At 29.7% G+C, this 20005-nt stretch carries 22 protein-coding genes and 1 pseudogene; 11 read left to right on the top strand and 12 right to left on the bottom strand.

The genetic code is table 11. The features are described 5' to 3' along the window. The 4 genes and pseudogenes from L8X50_RS01050 to argS all read left to right on the top strand — a co-directional run. A pseudogene (locus L8X50_RS01050) lies at positions 1-355 on the top strand (highly acidic protein); the annotation flags it as partial. Next, positions 352-966, top strand: coding sequence for a guanylate kinase (gene gmk, locus L8X50_RS01045; protein ID WP_263660155.1), 615 nt, complete (start codon positions 352-354; stop codon positions 964-966). The pseudogene L8X50_RS01050 and the gene gmk, both read left to right, overlap by 4 nt. A gap of 1 nt (position 967) precedes the next feature. After that, a complete protein-coding gene (locus L8X50_RS01040) occupies positions 968-1207 on the top strand; it encodes a twin-arginine translocase TatA/TatE family subunit (protein ID WP_263660154.1) in 240 nt (79 codons plus the stop codon). Positions 1208-1213: 6 nt separating this feature from the next. Beyond that, the gene (gene argS, locus L8X50_RS01035) at positions 1214-2812 is read left to right on the top strand and encodes an arginine--tRNA ligase (protein WP_412175479.1); all 1599 of its coding nucleotides are present in this window, start codon (positions 1214-1216) and stop codon (positions 2810-2812) included. On the opposite strand, the gene L8X50_RS01030 is transcribed toward argS, so the two are convergent. The 6 genes from L8X50_RS01030 to L8X50_RS01005 form a co-directional block, all read right to left on the bottom strand. Continuing rightward, positions 2809-3327, bottom strand: coding sequence for a threonine/serine exporter family protein (locus L8X50_RS01030; RefSeq protein WP_133318673.1), 519 nt, complete (start codon positions 3325-3327; stop codon positions 2809-2811). The genes argS and L8X50_RS01030 overlap by 4 nt on opposite strands. Continuing rightward, entirely contained in the window at positions 3324-4100 is a 777-nt protein-coding gene (locus L8X50_RS01025) for a threonine/serine ThrE exporter family protein (RefSeq protein WP_220566900.1), read from the bottom strand. Before L8X50_RS01025 ends, L8X50_RS01030 begins: the two co-directional genes overlap by 4 nt. Positions 4101-4227: 127 nt before the next feature. Beyond that, complete coding sequence (locus L8X50_RS01020) at positions 4228-4833, bottom strand: DedA family protein (protein WP_263660152.1); 606 nt, start codon at positions 4831-4833, stop codon at positions 4228-4230. Positions 4834-4883: 50 nt separating this feature from the next. Continuing rightward, positions 4884-5312, bottom strand: a complete 429-nt coding sequence (locus L8X50_RS01015; protein WP_263660151.1) for a trehalose-6-phosphate synthase — start codon at positions 5310-5312, stop codon at positions 4884-4886. Between the two features lie 48 nt (positions 5313-5360). Continuing rightward, on the bottom strand, positions 5361-5843 hold the full coding sequence (locus tag L8X50_RS01010; RefSeq protein ID WP_263660150.1) for a peptidylprolyl isomerase: 483 nt from the start codon (positions 5841-5843) through the stop codon (positions 5361-5363). Between the two features lie 9 nt (positions 5844-5852). Next, positions 5853-6560: a YebC/PmpR family DNA-binding transcriptional regulator gene (locus tag L8X50_RS01005; protein ID WP_263659021.1), complete on the bottom strand. Its 708-nt coding sequence runs from the start codon at positions 6558-6560 to the stop codon at positions 5853-5855. An 80-nt stretch (positions 6561-6640) separates the two neighbouring features. Between L8X50_RS01005 and L8X50_RS01000 the strand changes: the two genes are divergently transcribed. The 4 genes from L8X50_RS01000 (at position 6641) to L8X50_RS00985 (ending at position 10079) form a co-directional block, all read left to right on the top strand. Beyond that, positions 6641-7186 carry a GNAT family N-acetyltransferase gene (locus L8X50_RS01000; RefSeq protein WP_263660149.1) on the top strand — a complete coding sequence of 182 codons (546 nt, stop codon included), beginning with the start codon at positions 6641-6643 and terminating at the stop codon, positions 7184-7186. Then, a complete protein-coding gene (locus tag L8X50_RS00995) occupies positions 7187-7378 on the top strand; it encodes a cation transporter (RefSeq protein ID WP_263659023.1) in 192 nt (63 codons plus the stop codon). It abuts the gene before it with no gap. Continuing rightward, the gene (locus L8X50_RS00990; protein WP_263660148.1) at positions 7368-9488 is read left to right on the top strand and encodes a heavy metal translocating P-type ATPase; all 2121 of its coding nucleotides are present in this window, start codon (positions 7368-7370) and stop codon (positions 9486-9488) included. The genes L8X50_RS00995 and L8X50_RS00990 overlap by 11 nt, the downstream gene beginning before the upstream one ends. Before the next feature lie 66 nt (positions 9489-9554). Beyond that, positions 9555-10079, top strand: a complete 525-nt coding sequence (locus L8X50_RS00985) for a DUF2165 family protein (protein WP_220566893.1) — start codon at positions 9555-9557, stop codon at positions 10077-10079. A 45-nt stretch (positions 10080-10124) separates the two neighbouring features. On the opposite strand, the gene L8X50_RS00980 is transcribed toward L8X50_RS00985, so the two are convergent. The 5 genes from L8X50_RS00980 to alaS form a co-directional block, all read right to left on the bottom strand. Further along, entirely contained in the window at positions 10125-10697 is a 573-nt protein-coding gene (locus tag L8X50_RS00980) for a sulfite oxidase heme-binding subunit YedZ (protein WP_263660147.1), read from the bottom strand. After that, entirely contained in the window at positions 10697-11590 is an 894-nt protein-coding gene (gene msrP, locus L8X50_RS00975) for a protein-methionine-sulfoxide reductase catalytic subunit MsrP (protein WP_263660146.1), read from the bottom strand. The genes L8X50_RS00980 and msrP overlap by 1 nt, the downstream gene beginning before the upstream one ends. An 84-nt stretch (positions 11591-11674) precedes the next feature. After that, positions 11675-13606, bottom strand: coding sequence for a PBP1A family penicillin-binding protein (locus L8X50_RS00970; protein ID WP_263660161.1), 1932 nt, complete (start codon positions 13604-13606; stop codon positions 11675-11677). Further along, complete coding sequence (gene maf / locus L8X50_RS00965) at positions 13606-14148, bottom strand: septum formation inhibitor Maf (RefSeq protein WP_263660145.1); 543 nt, start codon at positions 14146-14148, stop codon at positions 13606-13608. The genes L8X50_RS00970 and maf overlap by 1 nt, the downstream gene beginning before the upstream one ends. Continuing rightward, positions 14148-16685 (bottom strand): alanine--tRNA ligase, encoded by a 2538-nt coding sequence (alaS, locus tag L8X50_RS00960; protein ID WP_263660144.1) that lies wholly within the window; start codon positions 16683-16685, stop codon positions 14148-14150. Before alaS ends, maf begins: the two co-directional genes overlap by 1 nt. Before the next feature lie 108 nt (positions 16686-16793). Between alaS and L8X50_RS00955 the strand changes: the two genes are divergently transcribed. Genes L8X50_RS00955 through hemH form a run of 3 tightly spaced genes read left to right on the top strand, consistent with a single transcriptional unit; the run spans position 16794 to position 19632 of the window. Then, a complete protein-coding gene (locus tag L8X50_RS00955; protein WP_263660160.1) occupies positions 16794-17870 on the top strand; it encodes a DegT/DnrJ/EryC1/StrS family aminotransferase in 1077 nt (358 codons plus the stop codon). Further along, positions 17867-18724, top strand: a complete 858-nt coding sequence (locus L8X50_RS00950; protein WP_263660143.1) for a Gfo/Idh/MocA family protein — start codon at positions 17867-17869, stop codon at positions 18722-18724. Before L8X50_RS00955 ends, L8X50_RS00950 begins: the two co-directional genes overlap by 4 nt. 2 nt (positions 18725-18726) lie before the next feature. Next, the gene (hemH, locus tag L8X50_RS00945) at positions 18727-19632 is read left to right on the top strand and encodes a ferrochelatase (RefSeq protein ID WP_263660142.1); all 906 of its coding nucleotides are present in this window, start codon (positions 18727-18729) and stop codon (positions 19630-19632) included. A 15-nt stretch (positions 19633-19647) separates the two neighbouring features. Here the strand turns inward: hemH and L8X50_RS00940 are convergent, their stop codons facing one another. Next, complete coding sequence (locus tag L8X50_RS00940; RefSeq protein ID WP_263660159.1) at positions 19648-19893, bottom strand: BspA family leucine-rich repeat surface protein; 246 nt, start codon at positions 19891-19893, stop codon at positions 19648-19650. Positions 19894-20005 lie beyond the last annotated feature (112 nt).

Genomic DNA, 20005 nt, shown 5'->3' with positions numbered 1-20005 from the left:
AGAGGAAAATATAGAGGAAAATATAGAGGAAAATATAGAGGAAAATATAGAGGAAAATATGAGCGAAATTTTAGACGATACACAAGATGAGTTTGCAAATTTAAATGAAAATGATATTATGTTGGCTTTAGGCGAAGAGCTTGCTCCAGCTATTGTAGAAAAGAAAGAAGAAAATAGATTAAGCACTCAAGAAAAAATAGAAAATTTACAAGAAGATGAAATGGTAAATGAGCTTAGTAAAAGCATAGCTCAAACCATTACTTCAAGTATTACTGATGATACTTTAAAGGCAGCCTTGAAAGGTATGAAGATGAATATAAACATCAATATAAGCTTTGATGAGGATAAACATTGAGCGGTCAAATTTTAATTATTTCAGGGCCAAGTGGAGCAGGTAAGAGTACCTTGCTTCAAAGGCTTTTTAAAGAAAAAGATAATATTTATTTTTCTATTTCAAGCACAACAAGAACTCCTAGGGAAAATGAAAAAAATGGAGTAGATTATTTTTTTATCAGTGAAGAAGAATTTAAACAAGGTATAGAAAAAGGTGATTTTTTAGAATGGGCTTTAGTGCATAAAAATTACTACGGTACATCGTTAATTCCTGTAAAAAAAGCATTGCAAGAGGGTAAAAGTGTCATTTTTGATATAGATGTGCAAGGCTTTTGCATAGCTAAAGAAAAAATGCCTAATTATATTACTTCTGTATTTATCACAACTAAAGATAAAAAAGAACTTGAAAAAAGATTGCTTAAGCGAAATACTGATAAAATAGAAGATATTAGCAAAAGATTAGAAAATGCTAGTGATGAAATGGCTTATTTGGATCGATATGATTTTTTAATCATAAATGATGATCTAGAAAAAAGTTATAGGGAGTTAGAAGCAGTTTTTGAAGCTTCAAAATTAAAAAGTGCAAAACATGATTTAAAACAAATTCAAATTCAATGGAATAAAGGAGAATAAAATGCATATGCCAAGTGGAACCCAATGGTTAATTATATTACTTATTGTAGTATTACTTTTTGGTGCTAAAAAAATTCCAGAGCTTGCTAAAGGTTTAGGAAAAGGTATTAAAACTTTTAAAGATGAAATGAATACTGATGATGATAAAAAAATCGTTCAAGAAGATGCACAAAAAATTGAAAAAATCAACGAAAAAGATGTGCTAGTAAGAGAAAATAATGAAGAAACAAAAAAAGCTTAAGGCGATATGTTGAAAACTTTAGTTTATAAAGAAATTAAAGAGAAACTAGGAAGAGATTTTATCTTAGAAAATCCTAAGAATAAAAATCTAGCCCATTTTGCTACACCTTTGGCTTTTTCTTTAGCTAAAGAATTAAGGCAAAACCCTATAATAATTGCTAATGATATTGTTGCTAAGTTAAAAGATTGTGATTGTTTTGAAAGTGTAGAGGCTTTAAATGGTTATGTAAATTTTAAGCTTTCAAAGGCTTTTTTAAATTCTTTGGCTACGCAAGCTTTGAGTGATAGTGAAAATTTTGCAAAAGATGAAAAAAAAGAGCAGAGTTTTTTACTTGAATATGTTAGTGCAAATCCAACAGGACCTTTACACATAGGGCATGCTAGAGGGGCTATTTTTGGTGATACTTTAACTAGGGTTGCTAGACATTTAGGATATAAATTTGATACAGAATATTATGTTAATGATGCGGGTAATCAAATTTATCTTTTAGGTCTTTCTATATTGCTTGCAGTAAAAGAGCATTGTTTAAAAGAGCAAGTTCGATATCCTGATGAGTATTATAAAGGTGAATATATCATAGATGTGGCAAAAGAGGCTTTTGCTGAATTTGAAAAAGATTTTTTTATAGAAGGAAATATTCCACAATTAGCGCTTTGGGCTAAGGATAAAATGCTAAAAATTATTAAGCAAAATTTAGCCGATGCTAAGATATTTATTGATACTTATGTGAGTGAAACAAGCTATTATAGTGAATTAGAAAATACTTTAAAAGCCTTAAAAGAGCATGGTGGTACTTATGAGCAAGATGGTAAAATATGGCTTGCATCAAGTGCTAAAGGTGATGAAAAAGATCGTGTAATTATCAAAGACGATGGAAAAGGAACTTATCTAGCTGCTGATATAGTTTATCATAAAGATAAAATGAGTCGTGGTTATGATAAATGTATCAATATATGGGGGGCTGATCATCACGGCTATATTGCTAGAATGAAAGCTGCTATGGAATTTTTAGGTCATGATAGTCAAAATCTTGAAATTATCTTAGCACAAATGGTTTCACTCTTAAAAAATGGCGAGCCTTATAAGATGAGTAAAAGAGCAGGAAATTTCATTTTAATGGGTGATGTTTTAGAAGAACTTGGTAGTGATGTGCTAAGATATATTTTTATCAGTAAAAAATGTGATACGCATTTGGAATTTGATGTAGATGAGTTTAAAAAAGAAGATAGCTCTAATCCTGTGTATTATATTAATTATGCTCATGCGAGAATTCATCAAGTATTTGCCAAAGCAGGTAAGAGTGTAAATGATGTTATATATGCTAAATTTGAGAGTTTAAATGAAGATGGTATGAATCTTTTGTTTGAAAGCTTAAATTTAAAAGCAGTACTTAATGATGCATTCGAATCAAGAGCCTTGCAAAAAATTCCTGATTATTTAAAAAATTTAGCCTCTTTATTTCATAAATTTTATAATGAAAATAAAGTTGTTGGCTCAAGCAATGAAGATGAGCTTTTAAAACTTTTTGCCATATGTGCCTTGAGTATTAAAACAGCTTTTGCACTCATGGGAATAGAGGCAAAGAATAAAATGAATCACGATTAATTTTGATCGTGATTTTTACTTTTTTTAATACTTCTTGTCATCATAAAGCTTTGTTCAAAAAATAAAAGCAAGGTTATGCTTACTCCTACTGCTAGAGCTAATGTTACCGAAAGTGTTGTAAAGAAATAATCAAAAAAATGAATCAAAAAATTAGTTTTTTCGCCAATATCCTCTGAGCGTATAAAAGAAATCAAATACAATATAGCTTTGTATGCGTAAATTCCGGGTATCATAGGGATAAGAGCGGGAAAAGCTATAATTTCAGCAGGTGTTTTAAAAATCTTAGCCAGAAACAAACCAAGACAACCTATGCTAAAAGAAGCTATAAAGGTCGCAATAGCTAAAGTTTGAAAGCCAAAATACCCCATTAGAGTAAAACGCATACCATGTGCTATGGCGGCTAATATGGCTGAGAGTATGAGTGTTTTAAAGGGCGGATTACACACATAAGCAAAACCAAATCCTGTTAAAGCTGCAAAAAACATATCCCAAAGTATAGAAGAATAATCAATCATCTTAAAATTCCAAAGTCACTAATGCTAAGAGTGGTATAAATTCCAATAGCAATACAGCATACTAATATCGCCACACTAATAATACGACTAAAACCCATAAGTATGTGATCTTTTAAAATATCTATAATTGAGTTTATAAAATAAACTCCAGGTATTAAATACAAGATACTAGAACCCAAAGCAATATTTGCTTCTTGTATAAGCTTTAAATCCACTCCAAAAAACACAATAAAAGAAGATAAAAAAGAGCAAAAAATATATTGAATTCTTAAATCAATTTTTATTCTAGTGAGTAAAACTCTCAAACTAAAACCCACCAAAGTAGCTAAAAATACAAATAAACATCCATAAAAATCTCCCCCAAATAGCTTACAAAAGGCCGAATTTGCTGCTGAAACTAAAAATAAATTAGCTAAAAAAGGATTTCTTTTGGTTTGTTTGAGTTTTAAAAGAGAAATTTTGGCTTCTTCTAGGTTGTATTTATGATCATGAATTTGCCAACTTAATGCACTAAGTTCTAAAATAAGTTTAAAATTAATATGATTGTGTTTGTTAGGTATGATGTAGGTTCTTTGTATAGAGTTATCATCTTTATCAAAAATATTTAGCGTAGTATGATGAAAGAAAAAATTCATATTAATTTCATAACCATATGCATTAGCTATCCTTCCAACGCATTTTGCTACTCTTGCTGTGTAAGTTCCTGCACTTAGAAAAACGCTAATATATTCGATTAAAAAATTAGTTAAATTTTGAATTGATGGTTTTTGCATAAATATTCTTTAAAATAGTTTTTAAAGATTTTATCAAAAATAAAATATAAAATCTTATAAATTTAAAATATTTTTGTAAAAATATTAAAAACATATGCACTAGGTAATTTAAGGAAGTTAATAAAATTTAAGTGTGATTTTTCTTTTTTTGTATATAAATATAGATAGTTAAAAGCATACTTATAAAAATAATACAAGCAATAATAACAAAATGTAGATATTCTTTAAGTAAGTCTTCATTTTTACCTAAAATATAACCTAATATAAGTAAAATTAAACACCAAATTCCAGCTCCTAAACTAGTATAAAATATAAATTTTTTCAAATTCATTCTTGCAAGTCCAGCAGGTAAAGAAATGTATTGACGCAATCCAGGGATTAATCTACCACTAAATGTTGATATTTCACCATGTTTATTGAAAAAGGCTTCAAACTGAGCAAATTTTGTTTCATTAACTCCAAAATATTTACATATTTTTAAAACAACATTGCGCCCTAAAAAATAACATAAGTAATAATTTAATAAAGCACCCAAAAGAGCTCCAAAAGTCCCACAAAGTAGGCATAGCCAAAAGTTAAGTTCGTTTTGATGGGCTAAATATCCAGCAGGTATCATCACTACTTCACTAGGAAAAGGAAAAAAGGAGCTTTCTATAAACATAAGAAAGATAATCCCCCAATAACCCCAATCTTTTGCAAGAGTAAGTAAAAAATCTATAATATCACCAAGCATAAACACCCTTTAATTTTTTAAACTAATGATATAAATTTAGTTTTAATGTTTTAAAAATATAACATCGCTTTTGCGCAAATGACTATTAAAATACATAAAATCAATGCAATCAAGTGAGATTTTAAAGGGTCTTTTCTTTTTAAAACTTTTATAAAAAATAAAGAGTAAAAAGTCAAAACTAGCATTGTTATTAATAATAAAAATTTGATAAATAAAAATATACCAAAATTACTTGCAAAAAAATCCCAAAAAGAGTTAATTTCATAAAAACTTAAAAGATAAAATCCACTCAATAAAAGCAAGATAAAAATACTAGCAAAGATAAAAATACTTGATTTAGTATAGGCTTTTTTGATTTTATCGCAATCTTCTTTACTTTGGTGTTTATAAGCAAAGCGATAAACACATACATCAAAAAATACATAAGCTATAAAAAATATAGCACAAATAAGATGAATACAAATAAAAATAAAATGCATAGTTAATCTCCTTAAAAAATCATAGCACAATTTTAAGGAGATGTAAAATTAAAGTTTTTCTAAAATTTGGATAGTTTTGATTTTATCTCCTGCTCTAATGCTATCTAGTACTTCCAAACTTTCTTTATCTTCAGGATTGATTTGTCCAAAGATAGTATGTACTCCATCTAAATGAGGTTGTGGGCTATGACAGATAAAAAATTGTGATCCACCTGTATCTCTACCAGCATGAGCCATAGATAAGCTACCTCTTAAGTGCTTGTGTTTTTGATCGTCGCATTCACATTCTATCTCATAGCCAGGACCACCTGAACCTATACCATAAGGACAACCACCTTGTATTACAAAATTTGGAATCACACGGTGAAAAACAAGCTCATCATAAAAACCATCATTAGCTAAATTAGCAAAATTACACACAGTTTGCGGTGCTTCATCGGGAAATAATTCTAATTTCATATCGCCTTTTTCGGTGCTAATGATAGCAAAATTGTATTTTTTTGCATCTTTTATGTCGATTTTTTTAAGCATTTTTTGCTCCTATTCTATGTTGGTATAAACTGCTTGTACATCATCATCATCTTCTAATTTATCAAGCAATTTTTCAATATCAAGAAGTTGCTCTTCGCTAAAGCTTACGGGGTTATTAGCAAGATATTCAAGTCCTGCTTTTTTAAGCACTAAGTCTTTTTTTTCTATGGCGTTACTAAGTTCACCAAAAGCAGTGTAATCACCTATAATTAGTAATTCTTCTTCATTTTGTTCAAGTTCTTCAAGTCCTGCATCAATGAGTTCAAGTTCAAGTTCTTCTAAATCTCCATCATATTTTTCAAGATGAAAAACAGCTTTATGTGAAAACATAAAAGTTAAAGAGCCATTTTGTAAAATTTCTCCACCATTTTTGCTAAAAATTGCTTTTACATTAGCCACTGTGCGTGTAGGATTATCACTCATACACTCAACAATGATTAAAGCTCCATGTGCTGCTTTTCCCTCATAGTGGATATTTTTAATATCAGCACTATCTTTTCCACTTGCTCTTTTAATAGCTGCATCGATATTGTCTTTTGGCATATTATTAGCTTTTGCAGTAGCTATGGCACTACGAAGCTTTGGATTCATATCAGGATCAGCTCCGCCTTCTTTTGCTGCTACTTGTATAGCCTTTGCAAGTTTTGGAAAAAGTTTGCTCATTTTATCCCATCTTGCTTCTTTAGAGGCTCTGCGATATTCAAACGCTCTTCCCATAAATTCTCTCTTTCTTATATTGTTTTAAAGTTAAAAGTATAAACTAAGAAGTCTAAATTTGATTTTAAAGGAGCAAAAGAGTGATCAGAAAAGCTAGGAAAGATGATGTTAAAAAATGCATACAATTGCTTGCTTTGGCAATGGATCATTTTATATATAAACTTAGTGGCTATAATGATCATCAAAAAGCCATAGAGGTTTTAGAAAATTTCTTCACTCAAGAAAATAATCGTTTAAGCTATGAAAATATATATGTTTATGAAGAAGATAATGAAATTTTAGGCGCGATTTGTTTTTATGATGGGGCTTTGGCAGATGAGCTAGATAAGCCTTTAAATGAGTATTTAGAATTTTTAGGAATTAATGAAAAAGTTTTAAAAGAATGTGATAATGAGTTTTATTTAGATAGTATTTGCGTGGATGAAAAGGCAAGAGGGAAAGGTATTGCTAAGAAATTGATTGAGTATGCCTTCAATGAAGCTTTGAAAAATGATAAAAAACTTTCATTAATCGTAGAAGATGAAAATATAAATGCAAAAATGCTTTATGAAAAAATGGGTTTTAAATTTATAAAAAATAAAATTTTTCACACTCATAAATATGAATACAGAGAAAAAGGAGAATAAATGATTATAAAAACTAAAAATATTAATTGTCAAAGTTGTGTAAATTTAATCAAAGCTTCATTGGAAGATGAATTTGGTGCTATGCAAATAAGTGTTGAAAATAAAAGTATAGAGATTGATTTAAAAGCAGAGCAAGTTGAAGAGTTTAAAAAACAATTGCAAGATTTAGGTTTTGAGACAGATGAAGCATGAATTAAAGTTAAAAATAGGCAATATGACCTGTGTTAATTGCTCTAATGCTATAGAAAAAGTTTGTGCAAAAATTGATGGGGTAGAAGATGTAAGTGTTTCTTATGTCAATTCTAGTGGAGTGTTTTTGCTTAAAGATTTATCTTTAGAAGCAAAGATCAAAGAAAAAATTAAGGCTTTGGGTTTTGAAATATTACAAGAAGAGCAAAATTTATACGAATTTAAACTTAAAGAGCTTAAAAATATGAAAACAAAGCTTATTATGAGTATAATTTTAAGCTCTATTGTGATGTATTTTGAAATGTTTGTTCAAGGAAATGTTTCTGCTTTAATTCAAATGTTTTTATCTATGATAGCGATTTTTTATTGTGGAAAAGGTTTTTTTATCCACGCTCTTAAAGGATTAAAACATAAAAATTTAGATATGAATACCTTGATATCTTTAGGCGCTTTTACTTCTTTTATATATTCTTTTTTTGTGTATTTTGAGGTATTTAGTAAAGATGGTTATTTGTATTTTAGTGGCGGAGCGATGATTATAAGCTTTGTTTTATTAGGTAAATACTTAGAAGAAAAGGCTAAATTTAAATCCTTAGAATATCAAAATAAATTAAAAAATATAGATATTAAAAAAGCTAATATAATCTTAGAAGATGCAAGTATAAAAAGCATACCTAGTGCTTTTGTAAAAGAAAATGATGTGATTTTAGTGAAAGAGGGTGAAAGCGTTGTTGCTGATGGGGTAATTATAGCAGGCGAGGCTGAGGTTGATGTGAGTTTTTTAACAGGAGAATTTTTACCACTTTTGAAAAAGCAAAATGATGAAATTCTAGCAGGAAGTGTGTTGATTAATGGAAGCTTAAAGATTAAAGCTAGTAAAAAGGCGATTGAAAGCTCATTAGAACAAATTAAAGATCTTGTTTTTAAAGCAGGCAATATCAAAACACCTTTAGCAAATTTAGCTAATAAAATTTCAGCTTATTTCGTAGCTTGTATTATTGTTTTATCACTTTTTGTGTTTGTTTTTTGGTATTTTAAAGAAGGAGTCAACGCAGCATTTTTACATGCTTGTGCCACTCTTTTAATCTCTTGTCCTTGTGCTTTGGGCTTAGCAACTCCTATAGCCATAGTTAGTGCTTTAGCAAATGGTGCAAGAAATTTTATCTTAGTAAAAAATCCAGCGGTATTAGAGAATTTAGCTAGTATAAAACTTGCTATTTTTGATAAAACAGGCACTTTAAGTCAAGATGATTTAAGTGTTTATAAGCATGATCTAACTCAAGAAAATTTTCAAAAACTCACGCAAATTGAAAATTTAAGCTCACATCCTATTGCAAAGGCTTTTACTAAAGAATTGAATGTAAATTTAAATTTACAAGGAAAATTAAGTGTTTTAGTGGGTAGTGGTTTGCTTTATGAGGAAAATAATGATAAATATTTAATAGGCAATGAAAAATTAATGCTTGAAAATAGTGTTGATATACAAAAAAGCAAGCAATTTTTGCAAGAATTTGAAGATCAAGCACCTATATGTTTGTATTTTGCAAAAAATAATATTTGTCTTGGCGGGGTTTGTTTAAAAAATGAACTTAAAAACGAAGCTAAAAATTTGATAGCAAATTTAAAACAAAAAGGTATAAAAAGTATTATTTTAAGTGGTGATAATAAAAAAAGTGTTACTAAAATAGCAAATGAGCTTAATGTTGATGAATATTATTCTGATTTAAAACCTGAGCAAAAACTTGATTTCATAAAAGAAAGAATCAAAAAAGAAAAAGTTCTTTTTATAGGAGATGGTATCAATGATGCTCCTGCTTTAAATTTAGCTAGCGCAAGCATAAGTTTTTCTAAAGCAAGTGAGCTTGCTAAAAAAAGCGGAGATTTGATTTTGATAAAAGATGATTTATCTTTAATAGCTTATTGTTTTGAGCTTTCTCAAAGAACTAAAAATATCATCAAACTTAATCTTTTTTGGGCTTTTGTCTACAATGCTTTATGTATTCCCATTGCGGCAGGTCTTGTGCCATTTATAAGTCTTAGTCCGCATTTGGCAGCTTTAGCAATGTGTTTTAGTTCGGTAACGGTTGTAGTCAATTCTTTGAGATTGCGTTAGATATTTCAGTTTTATTTAATATTTGTTATATTATATTAATATAATTTTAACAAAAAGGAGTATTTAATGAATTGCAATTGTAGTTTTTCTATGATGAGTGTAATAAGATATTCTAAAATGATTATCTTGCTTACCGTTGCCTCTTTGGCTGCTATTGTTGTTTTTGGTAATATAACTGATTATAATTCAAATTTTCAGTTTGTAAAACATGTTATGAGTATGGATACTAAGCCTGATTATTTAGGTAATGCTATTATTTATAGGGCTATTACAAATTCTACGATCCATCATATTGCCTATATCTTTATTATTTGTTTTGAAGCTTTTATTATGCTGACTGCTTTAAAAGGTGCTTTAGATATGTTTAAAGCAAGAAATTTAGATGCAAAAACTTTCCATGAAGCTAAAAAATTTGGAATCATTGCTTTAACTTGTTGTTGTTTGTTATGGTTTTTTGGTTTTCAAGTGGTGGCTGCAGAGTGGTTTGGCATGTGGATGAGTAAAACTTGGAATGGTTTGCCTGATGCTACTAGATTAGTAACCTATATGCTTTTAGCATTAGTTTATATTAGTATTAAAAACGATGATTAAATCACAAACTCTCTGTTGAGGGTTTGTGGAAAATATAAAATGTTTTTATAATGATTGAGCTTGTAAATATTTATTTCTTCTTTTTTTGTAATTATTCCATAATTTAAAAAACAAAAAAATTAAAGCTAGACTCAGTGTTAAAAAATGTGGAATTTGCGGTATTTTTGCAGATAAAAAATAATGCCAAGATGCTAGTAAAAAGCAAAAATAGCCAAATTTTCTTATCTTACTTAATTTTTTAAAAAGCTTAAATGAGCTTATAAACATAAGTGTGAGTATGAAAAAGCTTATAAAACCACTAAATTCTAAATTTTTACTAAAAGTATCTTTGAAAAAAAGTATTAGATCTAAATTTTTTCCAAAAGCAAAATAATTTAAAAAGTGGATTAAAGCCCAAAAAAAAGCATAAAAACCTAAAAATTTAGGGTAATCTTTTGTGTACTTATACCTTAAAAGTGAAAAAAATAGGCTTAATCCAAAAAAGATTAAGCCAAATACACCACTATAAAAATATACAGATTTTACAATATCAAATTCTTGCATGATTTGATAAACACTAAAAACAATACTTAAAACAAAAGCTAAAAATCCACTGATATTATAAACTTTTTTGCTCATTAAAAATTAACCTTTAAATCCATATCTTTATACAAATGCGCTACTTCTTTTTCATAGCCATTAAACATCTGTGTAGGCTTAGTGAAAAAATCTCCCAAAGGACGCTCATTTGCTTGAGACCATCTTGGGTGAGAGACATTTGGATTAACATTAGCATAAAATCCATATTCTCTAGGGTTTGCTAACTCCCATGTGCTTTTAGGTTGTTCTTTGGTAAATTCTATTTTTACAATAGATTTTATACTTTTAAAACCATACTTCCATGGAACTACAAGGCGAATCGGTGCTCCATTTTGTCCTAATAAAGGCTTTTTATACATGCCCACAGCCATAAGTACTAGTGGGTGCATAGCCTCATCTAATCTTAAGCCCTCTACATAAGGATAATCAAGAGTTGGAAAAAATGAGGCTTGATCAGCAAATTGATTTTTATCAAAAAGAGTGGTAAATTTTATAAATTTAGCCTCACTTTTAACTTTACATTTTTCTATTAAAGCACGCAATTCAAAACCAACCCAAGGCACCACCATGGACCAAGTTTCAACGCAGCGAAATCTATAAATTCTCTCTTCTAATGGAAAAGCCAATAAATCTTGCATAGTTAAAGTCAAAGGTTCTTCAACTTCCCCGCTAACTTCTATTTTCCAACCATTTGTGTTGAAATTTTTTGCAAGCTCAACAGCTCTTTTTTTATCAGTAGAAAATTCATAAAAATTAACATAATTAGTTGCAATTTTTTCTTCACTTAAATTTAATTTTTCATTGTTAGGATCAGGAAAGAAATTTAATGCCATTAATTCAGATTGAACTAAAGCTGAACTAACTAAAGCTCCAGCACCTAGTTTTAAAAAATGGCGTCTTTTGTTATATAATTGTTCGTTTGTGATATTCATGAAGCATCCTTTATATATTTTGTGATATTAAAACATATAAAGGAAAATAGAAGGATAATTTTTATTATTTTATAAAAAATATTTTTAAAAAATTACCTCATTATTTTCAGATAGAGCAGGGTTGTTTTTTGGAAATGGAGAAGTATTGGTGTAGTACTCTCTTTGTTTTTCATAAATTCCTTGATAAACCCCTTTTGGGATGATAAATTTTCTGGCGCTATCAGGATAAAGTTCTAAGTATTTTGTTAAAAATTCTTTAAAAACTGGAGCGGCAGTTCTTGCACCACCTTCTATTTGTTTCATAGGCTTATTATCATCATTTCCATACCAAATGATAGCTTCTATTTCAGGAGTTAAGCCACAAAACCACGCATCAATGCTTTTATTTGAAGTGCCTGTTTTTCCAGCTATTTCAATCCCTTCTACTCTAGCATTACGCCCAGTGCCTTTTTTTACAACATTTTGCATCATATCATTGACTAAAAAGGCTTGTTCAGGTTCGCTGATTTTTCTTTCTCCGGAATTAAATTCTACTACTATTTTACCATTTTTATCGATGACTCTTTTAATGAGTAATAAGTCTTTTTGCACACCATAGTTTCCAAATACCGTGTAAAGTTTAGCATAATCATAAATGGAAATTCCAAAGCTACCCAAAACTATAGATAAATCAACTGGTATGTTTTCAAAGCCCATAAATTGAAGCTTATCGTGGATTACATCAAGTCCTAGGGCAAGAGCTAAATTTATGGTAGCTAGGTTTCTTGAGCCAGTTAGCGCTTCTTTTAAACTTATGAGCCCTAGAAATTTTCCACCATAATTTTTAGGTTTCCAATCTTTCTCATCTTTTTTAGTACTTTCAAAAATTCTTGAAATATCAGCAACCTTACTCATAGGAGAATAGCCCATGTCAATGGCAATTTGATATAAGAAAGGCTTAAAAGAACTCCCCGGTTGTCTTAAGCTTTGAGTGGCGCGGTTGAAATTACTTTTTGTGTAATTTACCCCGCCAACTAAGGCTAAAATGTCTCCATTTTGATGATTTGCTACTATCATAGCTCCATTGAGTGTGCTTAAATTTGCATCTTTATCTCTTTTAACTATTTCATCATAGCCAAATTTTAAAGCTTCTCTTGCAATATTTTGCACATCAAGATCAATGGCAAGCTCTATTTTGTAGCCACCACTTTTTAAGTCTTTAATCCCGCTTAGTTGTTTTAAAACTTCTTGAGTAACATAAGGGGCTGCATTTTGTGTTAAAGTATCATCATATACTTTTGGAATTTCTTTTAAGGCGTTTTCATACTCTTCTTTAGAAATCCAACCAAGATTATACATTCTTTGTACTACGCTATTTGCTCTAGCTAAAGAAAGATCTAAATGTCTAGTAGGATCATAAGTACTTGGAGCCTTTGGCATACCTACCAAAATAGCAATCTCTTTCAAACTAAGCTCATCTAAATTTTTTCTAAAATACCCAAGCGCAGCAGTTTTTACTCCATAATATCCATGTCCAAAGAAGATGAAATTTAAATATCTTTCTAAAATTTGCTCTTTAGTTAAAGTATTTTCTATCTTATATGCAAGCAAAGCTTCTTTTAGCTTTCTGCTCAAAGTACGCTCAGGAGTTAATTCTGTATTTTTTATGAATTGTTGAGTAAGAGTGGAAGCTCCTTCCATAGTTTTTCCACCGCTTCTTATGATTTTAATAGCTGCTCTAAAAATTGCATCTATATTAACCCCGCCATGTTCAAAAAAGCTAGTATCTTCAATGGCTACCAAAGCTTCTATAAGTCTTGGTGGAAGTTCTTCATAAGGAGCATAAAAGCGGTGTTGCTCGAAAACATTTGCAACTAATTTTCCATTTTTATCAAAAATTTGTGTTGTAAGAGGCGGTTTGTAATCTTTAAAGGTATATTGATTTAAATCAGAATCAGAAAATAAATATGCAATAAATATAAAAACTCCAACCGCACACATTATACAAAAAGAAAGAAATATTTTTAAAATTTTTATCATAAAAATGCTTTCAAAAGTTCTATATTAAGCCCTAGTGCTGTACTTTGATGGCCTATGATTTTTTTAATGTATTTTTTATGAAATCCCTCGCACATCACAGCACCGGCTTTACCTTGATAAAGTTTTGAATCAATGTATTCTTGCATATCTTTTAAATCAAATTTATCCAAAATCAAATCACACTTGCTAAGATTAAAAATCTTTTTATCTTCTAAAACTAAAATCATCGCGCTTAAAACGCTAATGCTTTTGCCACTTTGCAAATTGAGCATATTAAAAGCCTCATTGTCGCTTTTAGCTTTAGTTAGAATGATATTTTGAGCACAAACTATGCTATCAGCAAATAAAACATTTTTTAAGTCAGGATATTTTGTAAAAAATTGTCTTTCTTTTTCTAAAACAATTTTTTGCACATAAGAGCTTGGATTATCTTTTTTTATTAAACTCTCATCATAATCGATAATAATTTGCTCAAAAGCGATATTTGCTTCTTTTAATAAAGCAACGCGTGAAGGCGAACTTGAAGCTAAATAAAGCATTAAGCAAGACTTTCTTCTATAATTTTTCTAGCATGATCAAGTGCTTGTTTTATTTTACTTGTATCTTTACCGCCAGCTGTTGCAAAATCATCTCTACCGCCACCGTTTCCACCAAGCATTTGTGCAATTTCTTTTACCAAAACACCAGCTTTTAACGAAGTGTCTTTAACACCTGCTGCTATGATAATCTTACCTTCTTTTTCTTGTAAAAGTAAAATCACAGCTTTGCTAAATTTGTTTTTAAACTCATCTATCATAGTTTTTATATCACCATTATCTATTTTTTGCACACAATATTGAATACCATTTAGTTCTTTAGAGCTTAATTCTGTTTTGTTTGAATTTTTTAATTCATTTTTTAAACTGGCTATTTCATTTTTTAATTTTGCTACATAGCCTAAAATATCTTGAGTTTTTAACTCTTCTTTGGCTTGATTAAGCTCTTTTAAATTTTCACTAACATAATCAAGTGCAGCTTTACTTACCACCGCTTCTATCCTTCTAACCCCAGCACTAACACCACTTTCTTTGATGATGTAAAAACTTCCTATTTCAGAGCTATTTTTCACATGAGTACCACCGCAAAGCTCTTTGCTAGCTCCTAGGGCTAAAACTCTTACTTTTTCTTGATATTTTTCACTAAATAAAGCTATTGCACCACTTTTTTTAGCTTCATCTAAAGCTAAAATTTCAATTTTAGCTTCATTTGCTTGCATGATGTAAGTATTTACCAAAGCTTCTATTTGCTTTAATTCTTCTTTATTTAGAGCTTTTGGATGAGTAAAATCAAATCTTAATTTATTATGTTCTACCAAAGAACCTGCTTGGCTAATGTGTGAGCCAAGAATTTCTCTTAAAGCATGGTGTAATAAATGTGTCGCACTATGATGTCTTGCGATTTGTTCTCTTTTTTTAGTATCTATGCAAGCTAACACTTCATCGTTTGTTTTAAGATCTTGTTTTAATTTCACTTGACTAAGATTAATATCAAAGAATTTTTGTGTATCTAAAACCTCATTTTCATTGATAAAACCTATATCAGCACTTTGCCCTCCACTTGTTGCGTAAAATGGAGTTTTTTCAAGCATTAACCACGCTATATCTCCTGCCTTAGCTTCGGCTGTGATTTTAAAATTTTCATCCAAAATAGCCATGATTTTAGTTTCTTCTTCATAATTTTCATAACCACTAAAAGCATTTTTGCCAAATTTTTCTAATAAAACTTTAAAGTCCCCGCTAACCGCTTTATCCCCACTTCCTTTCCAAGAAGCCTTAGCTCTATCTTTTTGTTCTTGCATAAGCTCATTAAATTTAGCCTCATCTATACTAAGATTTTTTTCTCTTAGCATATCTTGGGTTAAATCAAGCGGAAAACCATAAGTATCATAAAGTTTAAAAGCTACTTCACCACTAAAAATATCTTTAGTTTTTTTAAGTTCTTCGTTAAAAATTTCTATACCATTTTCAATAGTGCTTAAAAATCTTTCTTCTTCTAGTTTGATTTGTTCTTTAATAAATTCTTTTTTTTCATTTAAGTAAGTATAATGCCCACCCATTAACTCACAAACTACATCTACAAGCTCATACATAAAAGCTCTTTTAAGACCTAACAAATATCCATGTCTTAAGGCACGACGCATAATTCTTCTTAAAACATAGCCCCTGCCTTCTTTATCAAACCCAACTCCTTGAGCAAGTAAAAATACACTTGATCTTATATGATCAGCAATTACTCTATAACTAGCTCCGCTTTCATAAGTATAAGTTTTACCGCAAAGTTTTGCAATACTCTCAATAATAGGCATAAACAAAGAACTATCAAAATTACTAAATTTTCCTTCTTTTATAGCACTAACTCTTTCAAGTCCCATACCTGTATCAATACTTGGTTTTGGCAGTGGAGTAAGCGTGCCATCAGCACTTCTTTCATACTGCATGAAAACGAGGTTCCAAATTTCTAAGAACCTATCTCCATCACCACCCATATAATCTTCACTAGAATTAAAATGCTCAGCACCTTGATCATAAAAAATTTCACTACAAGGCCCGCATGGTCCAGTATCGCCCATTTGCCAAAAATTATCTTTATCGCCAAATTTATAAATTCTTTCTTTTTCTATATGTTTTTGCCAAAGCTCATATGCTTCATCATCGCTCTCATGTACAGTTACATATAATCTTTCTTTAGGTAGTTTTAAAACTTCAGTTACAAATTCCCAAGCATAAGCAATAGCTTGCTCTTTAAAATAATCTCCAAAACTAAAATTCCCAAGCATTTCAAAGAAAGTGTGATGTCTTGCTGTATAGCCTACATTGTCTAAATCATTATGTTTTCCACCAGCTCTTATACAAGTTTGACAACTTGTTTTACGCGGAGGATTAGGGCGTGGTACTTCTCCGGTAAATATACTTTTAAAAGGCACCATACCTGCATTAGTAAAAAGTAAAGTCGCATCATCAGGAACTAAAGGACTTGAAGGAGTGATTTCATGTCCTTTTGACTTAAAAAATTCTAAATATTCTTTTCTTATATCCATAGATTTTCCTAGCTAGTTTTTTTGCTTAAAATAATACCAAAAATACTTTAAATTAAGTAAAACTATCTTATAATCACGATTTTAATTTACAAGGTTAACACAATGAAAATTCCTTTTATAGACTTAAATGCTCAATATAATGCTTATAAAAATGAAATCGATGAGGCTATTGGTGAAGTTTTACAAAGCACCTCTTTTATAGGTGGTACAAAATTAGAAGAATTTGAAAACAATTTGGCTAAATATGTAAGTGTTAAACATGCAATAGGCTGTTCAAGTGGTACAAGCGCGTTATTTTTAGCCTTGATGGCTTTGGGTGTGGGTAGGGATGATGAGGTAATAGTGCCAAGTTTTACCTTTATAGCCACAGCTGAAATGGTTGCTTTAATCGGTGCTAAGCCCGTTTTTGTAGATATTGATTTTAAAGATTATAATCTTAGTTTAGAAAAAGTTCAAAGCGCTATCACGCCTAAAACTAAAGCTATAATTGCTGTGAGTATTTTTGGGCTTATGCCTGATATGTTTGCTTTAAAAGAACTTTGTAAAAGTCAAAACATTGCTTTGATAGAAGATAGTGCGCAAAGTTTTGGAGCTAGTCAAAAAGGTATAAAATCATGTGCTATAGCTGATATATCTTGTACAAGCTTTTTTCCGTCTAAGCCTTTAGGTGCTTATGGAGATGGCGGGGCGATTTTTACCCAAGATGATGAATTAGCACAAAAAATAAAAATTTATTTAAATCATGGACAAGTGCAAAGATATAAACATAAACACATCGGTATTAATGGAAGGCTTGATACCATCCAAGCGGCTGTTTTAAATGTGAAATTAAAATACTTAGATGAAGAGATTAAAAAAAGAGAAGTAATAGCAAAAGTTTATGATGAAAATTTAAAAAATTGTATTTTACCGCCAAGAAAAGATGATTTTGTGAGTGCTTGGGCTCAATATAGCGTGCGTGTAAAGAATAGAGAAAAATTCATGCAAAAATTACAAGAGCAAGGTATACCTACTGCGGTGCATTATCCTTTGGGGCTTCATTTGCAAGAAGCTTTCGATTATCTTGCTCATAAAAAAGGTGATTTGCCAAATACAGAGCTATTAAGTGATGAAATTTTATCCTTACCTATGAGTGCGTTTTTAAAAGAAGAACACCAAATTAGAGTGATTGAGGCTTTTAAATGAAAATAGGGCTTATAGGCCTTGGTAAAATGGGTAAAAACCATTTAAGAGAACTCGAGCGTAATTTAAAAGTAAAAGAAATTCATCTTTATGATCCTTTTTGTAAAGATAAATTTAAACACTTTTTTCATAAAAATTTTGATGATTTTTTAGCGCAAAATCTTGATGGTGTTATCATTGCCACGCCTACTCATACGCATTTAGATATAGCTTTAAAGGTTTTTCCTAAAATAAAAAATATTTTGATAGAAAAACCTTTGGCATTAAATGTAGATGAAATTTTAATTTTAGAGCAAAAAGCTAGAGAAAATAAAGTCAGGGTAGGGGTGGGCTTTTGTGAGAGATTTAATCCGGCTATTTTAACTTTAAAAGAAAAACTTTTAGAAGATGAGATTATAAGTATTAACATACAAAGAATTTCTCCTTATCCACAAAGAATAAATGATGTGGGTGTTTTAAGTGATCTTAGTGTGCATGATATTGACTTAGTTAGATTTTTAAGTCAAGAACAAATTTTAAAAGCAAATATTTATAAAAGCTTTCATCATGATAAATTTGAAGATGAGGTAATGATAGGTTTAAAATTGGAAAATATTTTAGCAAATATCCATGATAGTTGGAATGGACAATGCATTATAAGAAAGATCACGCTTTTAGGTAAAAAACATACTTATGAACTTGATCTTAAAAATTTTGAACTTTTTATTAATATGCAAAAAATTCCAAATTTATATAAAAATTCTCCTTTATATGCTGAGCATGAGGCTTTTTTTGAGTTTTTACAAAATGGGGTTTGCGAAAATTTGGCTAGCATTGAAGATGCTTTGAGAGTACAAGAAATTTTAGAAGGTGTTTGATAGTGAAATATGTCTTTTTTTTAAATATGGGCGGGGTTAATAAACTTGACGAGTGTGAAGTTTTTTTAAAAAATATGTTTAATGATCCTTATATTTTAGGGATAAAAAATGTTTTTTTAAGAAAATTTGTAGCTTTTATGATAAGAAAATCAAGATTAAAAGCTATGAAACAAAACTATGAAAAAATGGGTGGGAAATCCCCGCTTACTCAAATCACACAAAGTTTATGTGATAAATTAAATTCTAAAACTAGAGAATATAAATTTGATTTTATTAGTCTTTATGTACCACCTTTTGCAAATGAGGTTTTTTCAAAATATGATTTTAAGCAAAATGACGAAATTATTTTATTTCCTCTGTATCCTCATCATTCTAAAACCACTGTAACTAGTTCTTTAGAAGTAGTGGAAAATGAGCTAAGAAATATCCAAAACCAAGCTAATGTAAAAATCATTGATGTTTTTTATAAAGATGAACTTTATAATGAAATGATTATAAAGCATATTTTAGAAAAAAAGAGAGAATACGATTATAAAATTTTGATTTTTTCTGCGCATTCTTTACCGCTTTCAGTGATTAAAAAAGGTGATTTGTATGAAAAACATGTGCAAGAGCATGTGGATATTTTAAAAGAAAAACTTAAAAATAAATTTGACCAAATCATTTTATCATATCAATCAAAACTAGGCCCAGTTAAATGGCTTGAGCCTAATACAAGTGATATTTTAGAAAGTTTAGATCAAAAAGCTTTGATTTATCCTGTATCTTTTTGTATAGATTGCTCTGAAACGATTTTTGAGCTTGGAGTTGAATATAGGCACTTAGCAAAAAGCGATTATGAGCTTATTAAATGTCCTAATGATAGCGATGAGTTTATAGAGTTTATTTTAAATCAAGTAAAAATATAGTTTTTATATTAATTTTTATAGCGGTATTAAAAACATATATTTTTTTTCTCTCGGGATATTTTCTAAATTCCAGTTTGATAGTTTTTGATTGAAATTTATACATCCACTAAACATACTTTGTGTGCTTATAACACTATCAATATTCCAATTGTTTAAATCTTGATTAAATTTTGGAGTTTTTGAAAAAGGAATTTTGAAAATAGATTCACAAAAAAATGCATATTCCATCCATAATACATTTGAAACATCCCAGCAATGAATTTTAAGCTTTTTTGTTGTAGTTATTTAGAGCTTGTTGGATCTTATATCCTAAAAACACTCCTTCAATATTGTCAACATTGCTTGTATTTATATTTTTAAGCGGAATATCTGA

It is taken from the genome of Campylobacter sp. CNRCH_2013_0898h, assembly GCF_025772965.1.
In the GTDB taxonomy this organism is placed as follows: domain Bacteria; phylum Campylobacterota; class Campylobacteria; order Campylobacterales; family Campylobacteraceae; genus Campylobacter_D; species Campylobacter_D lari_D.
The sequence above is the reverse complement of the archived record's forward strand: the minus strand, read 5'-3'. Positions and strand labels throughout refer to the sequence as shown.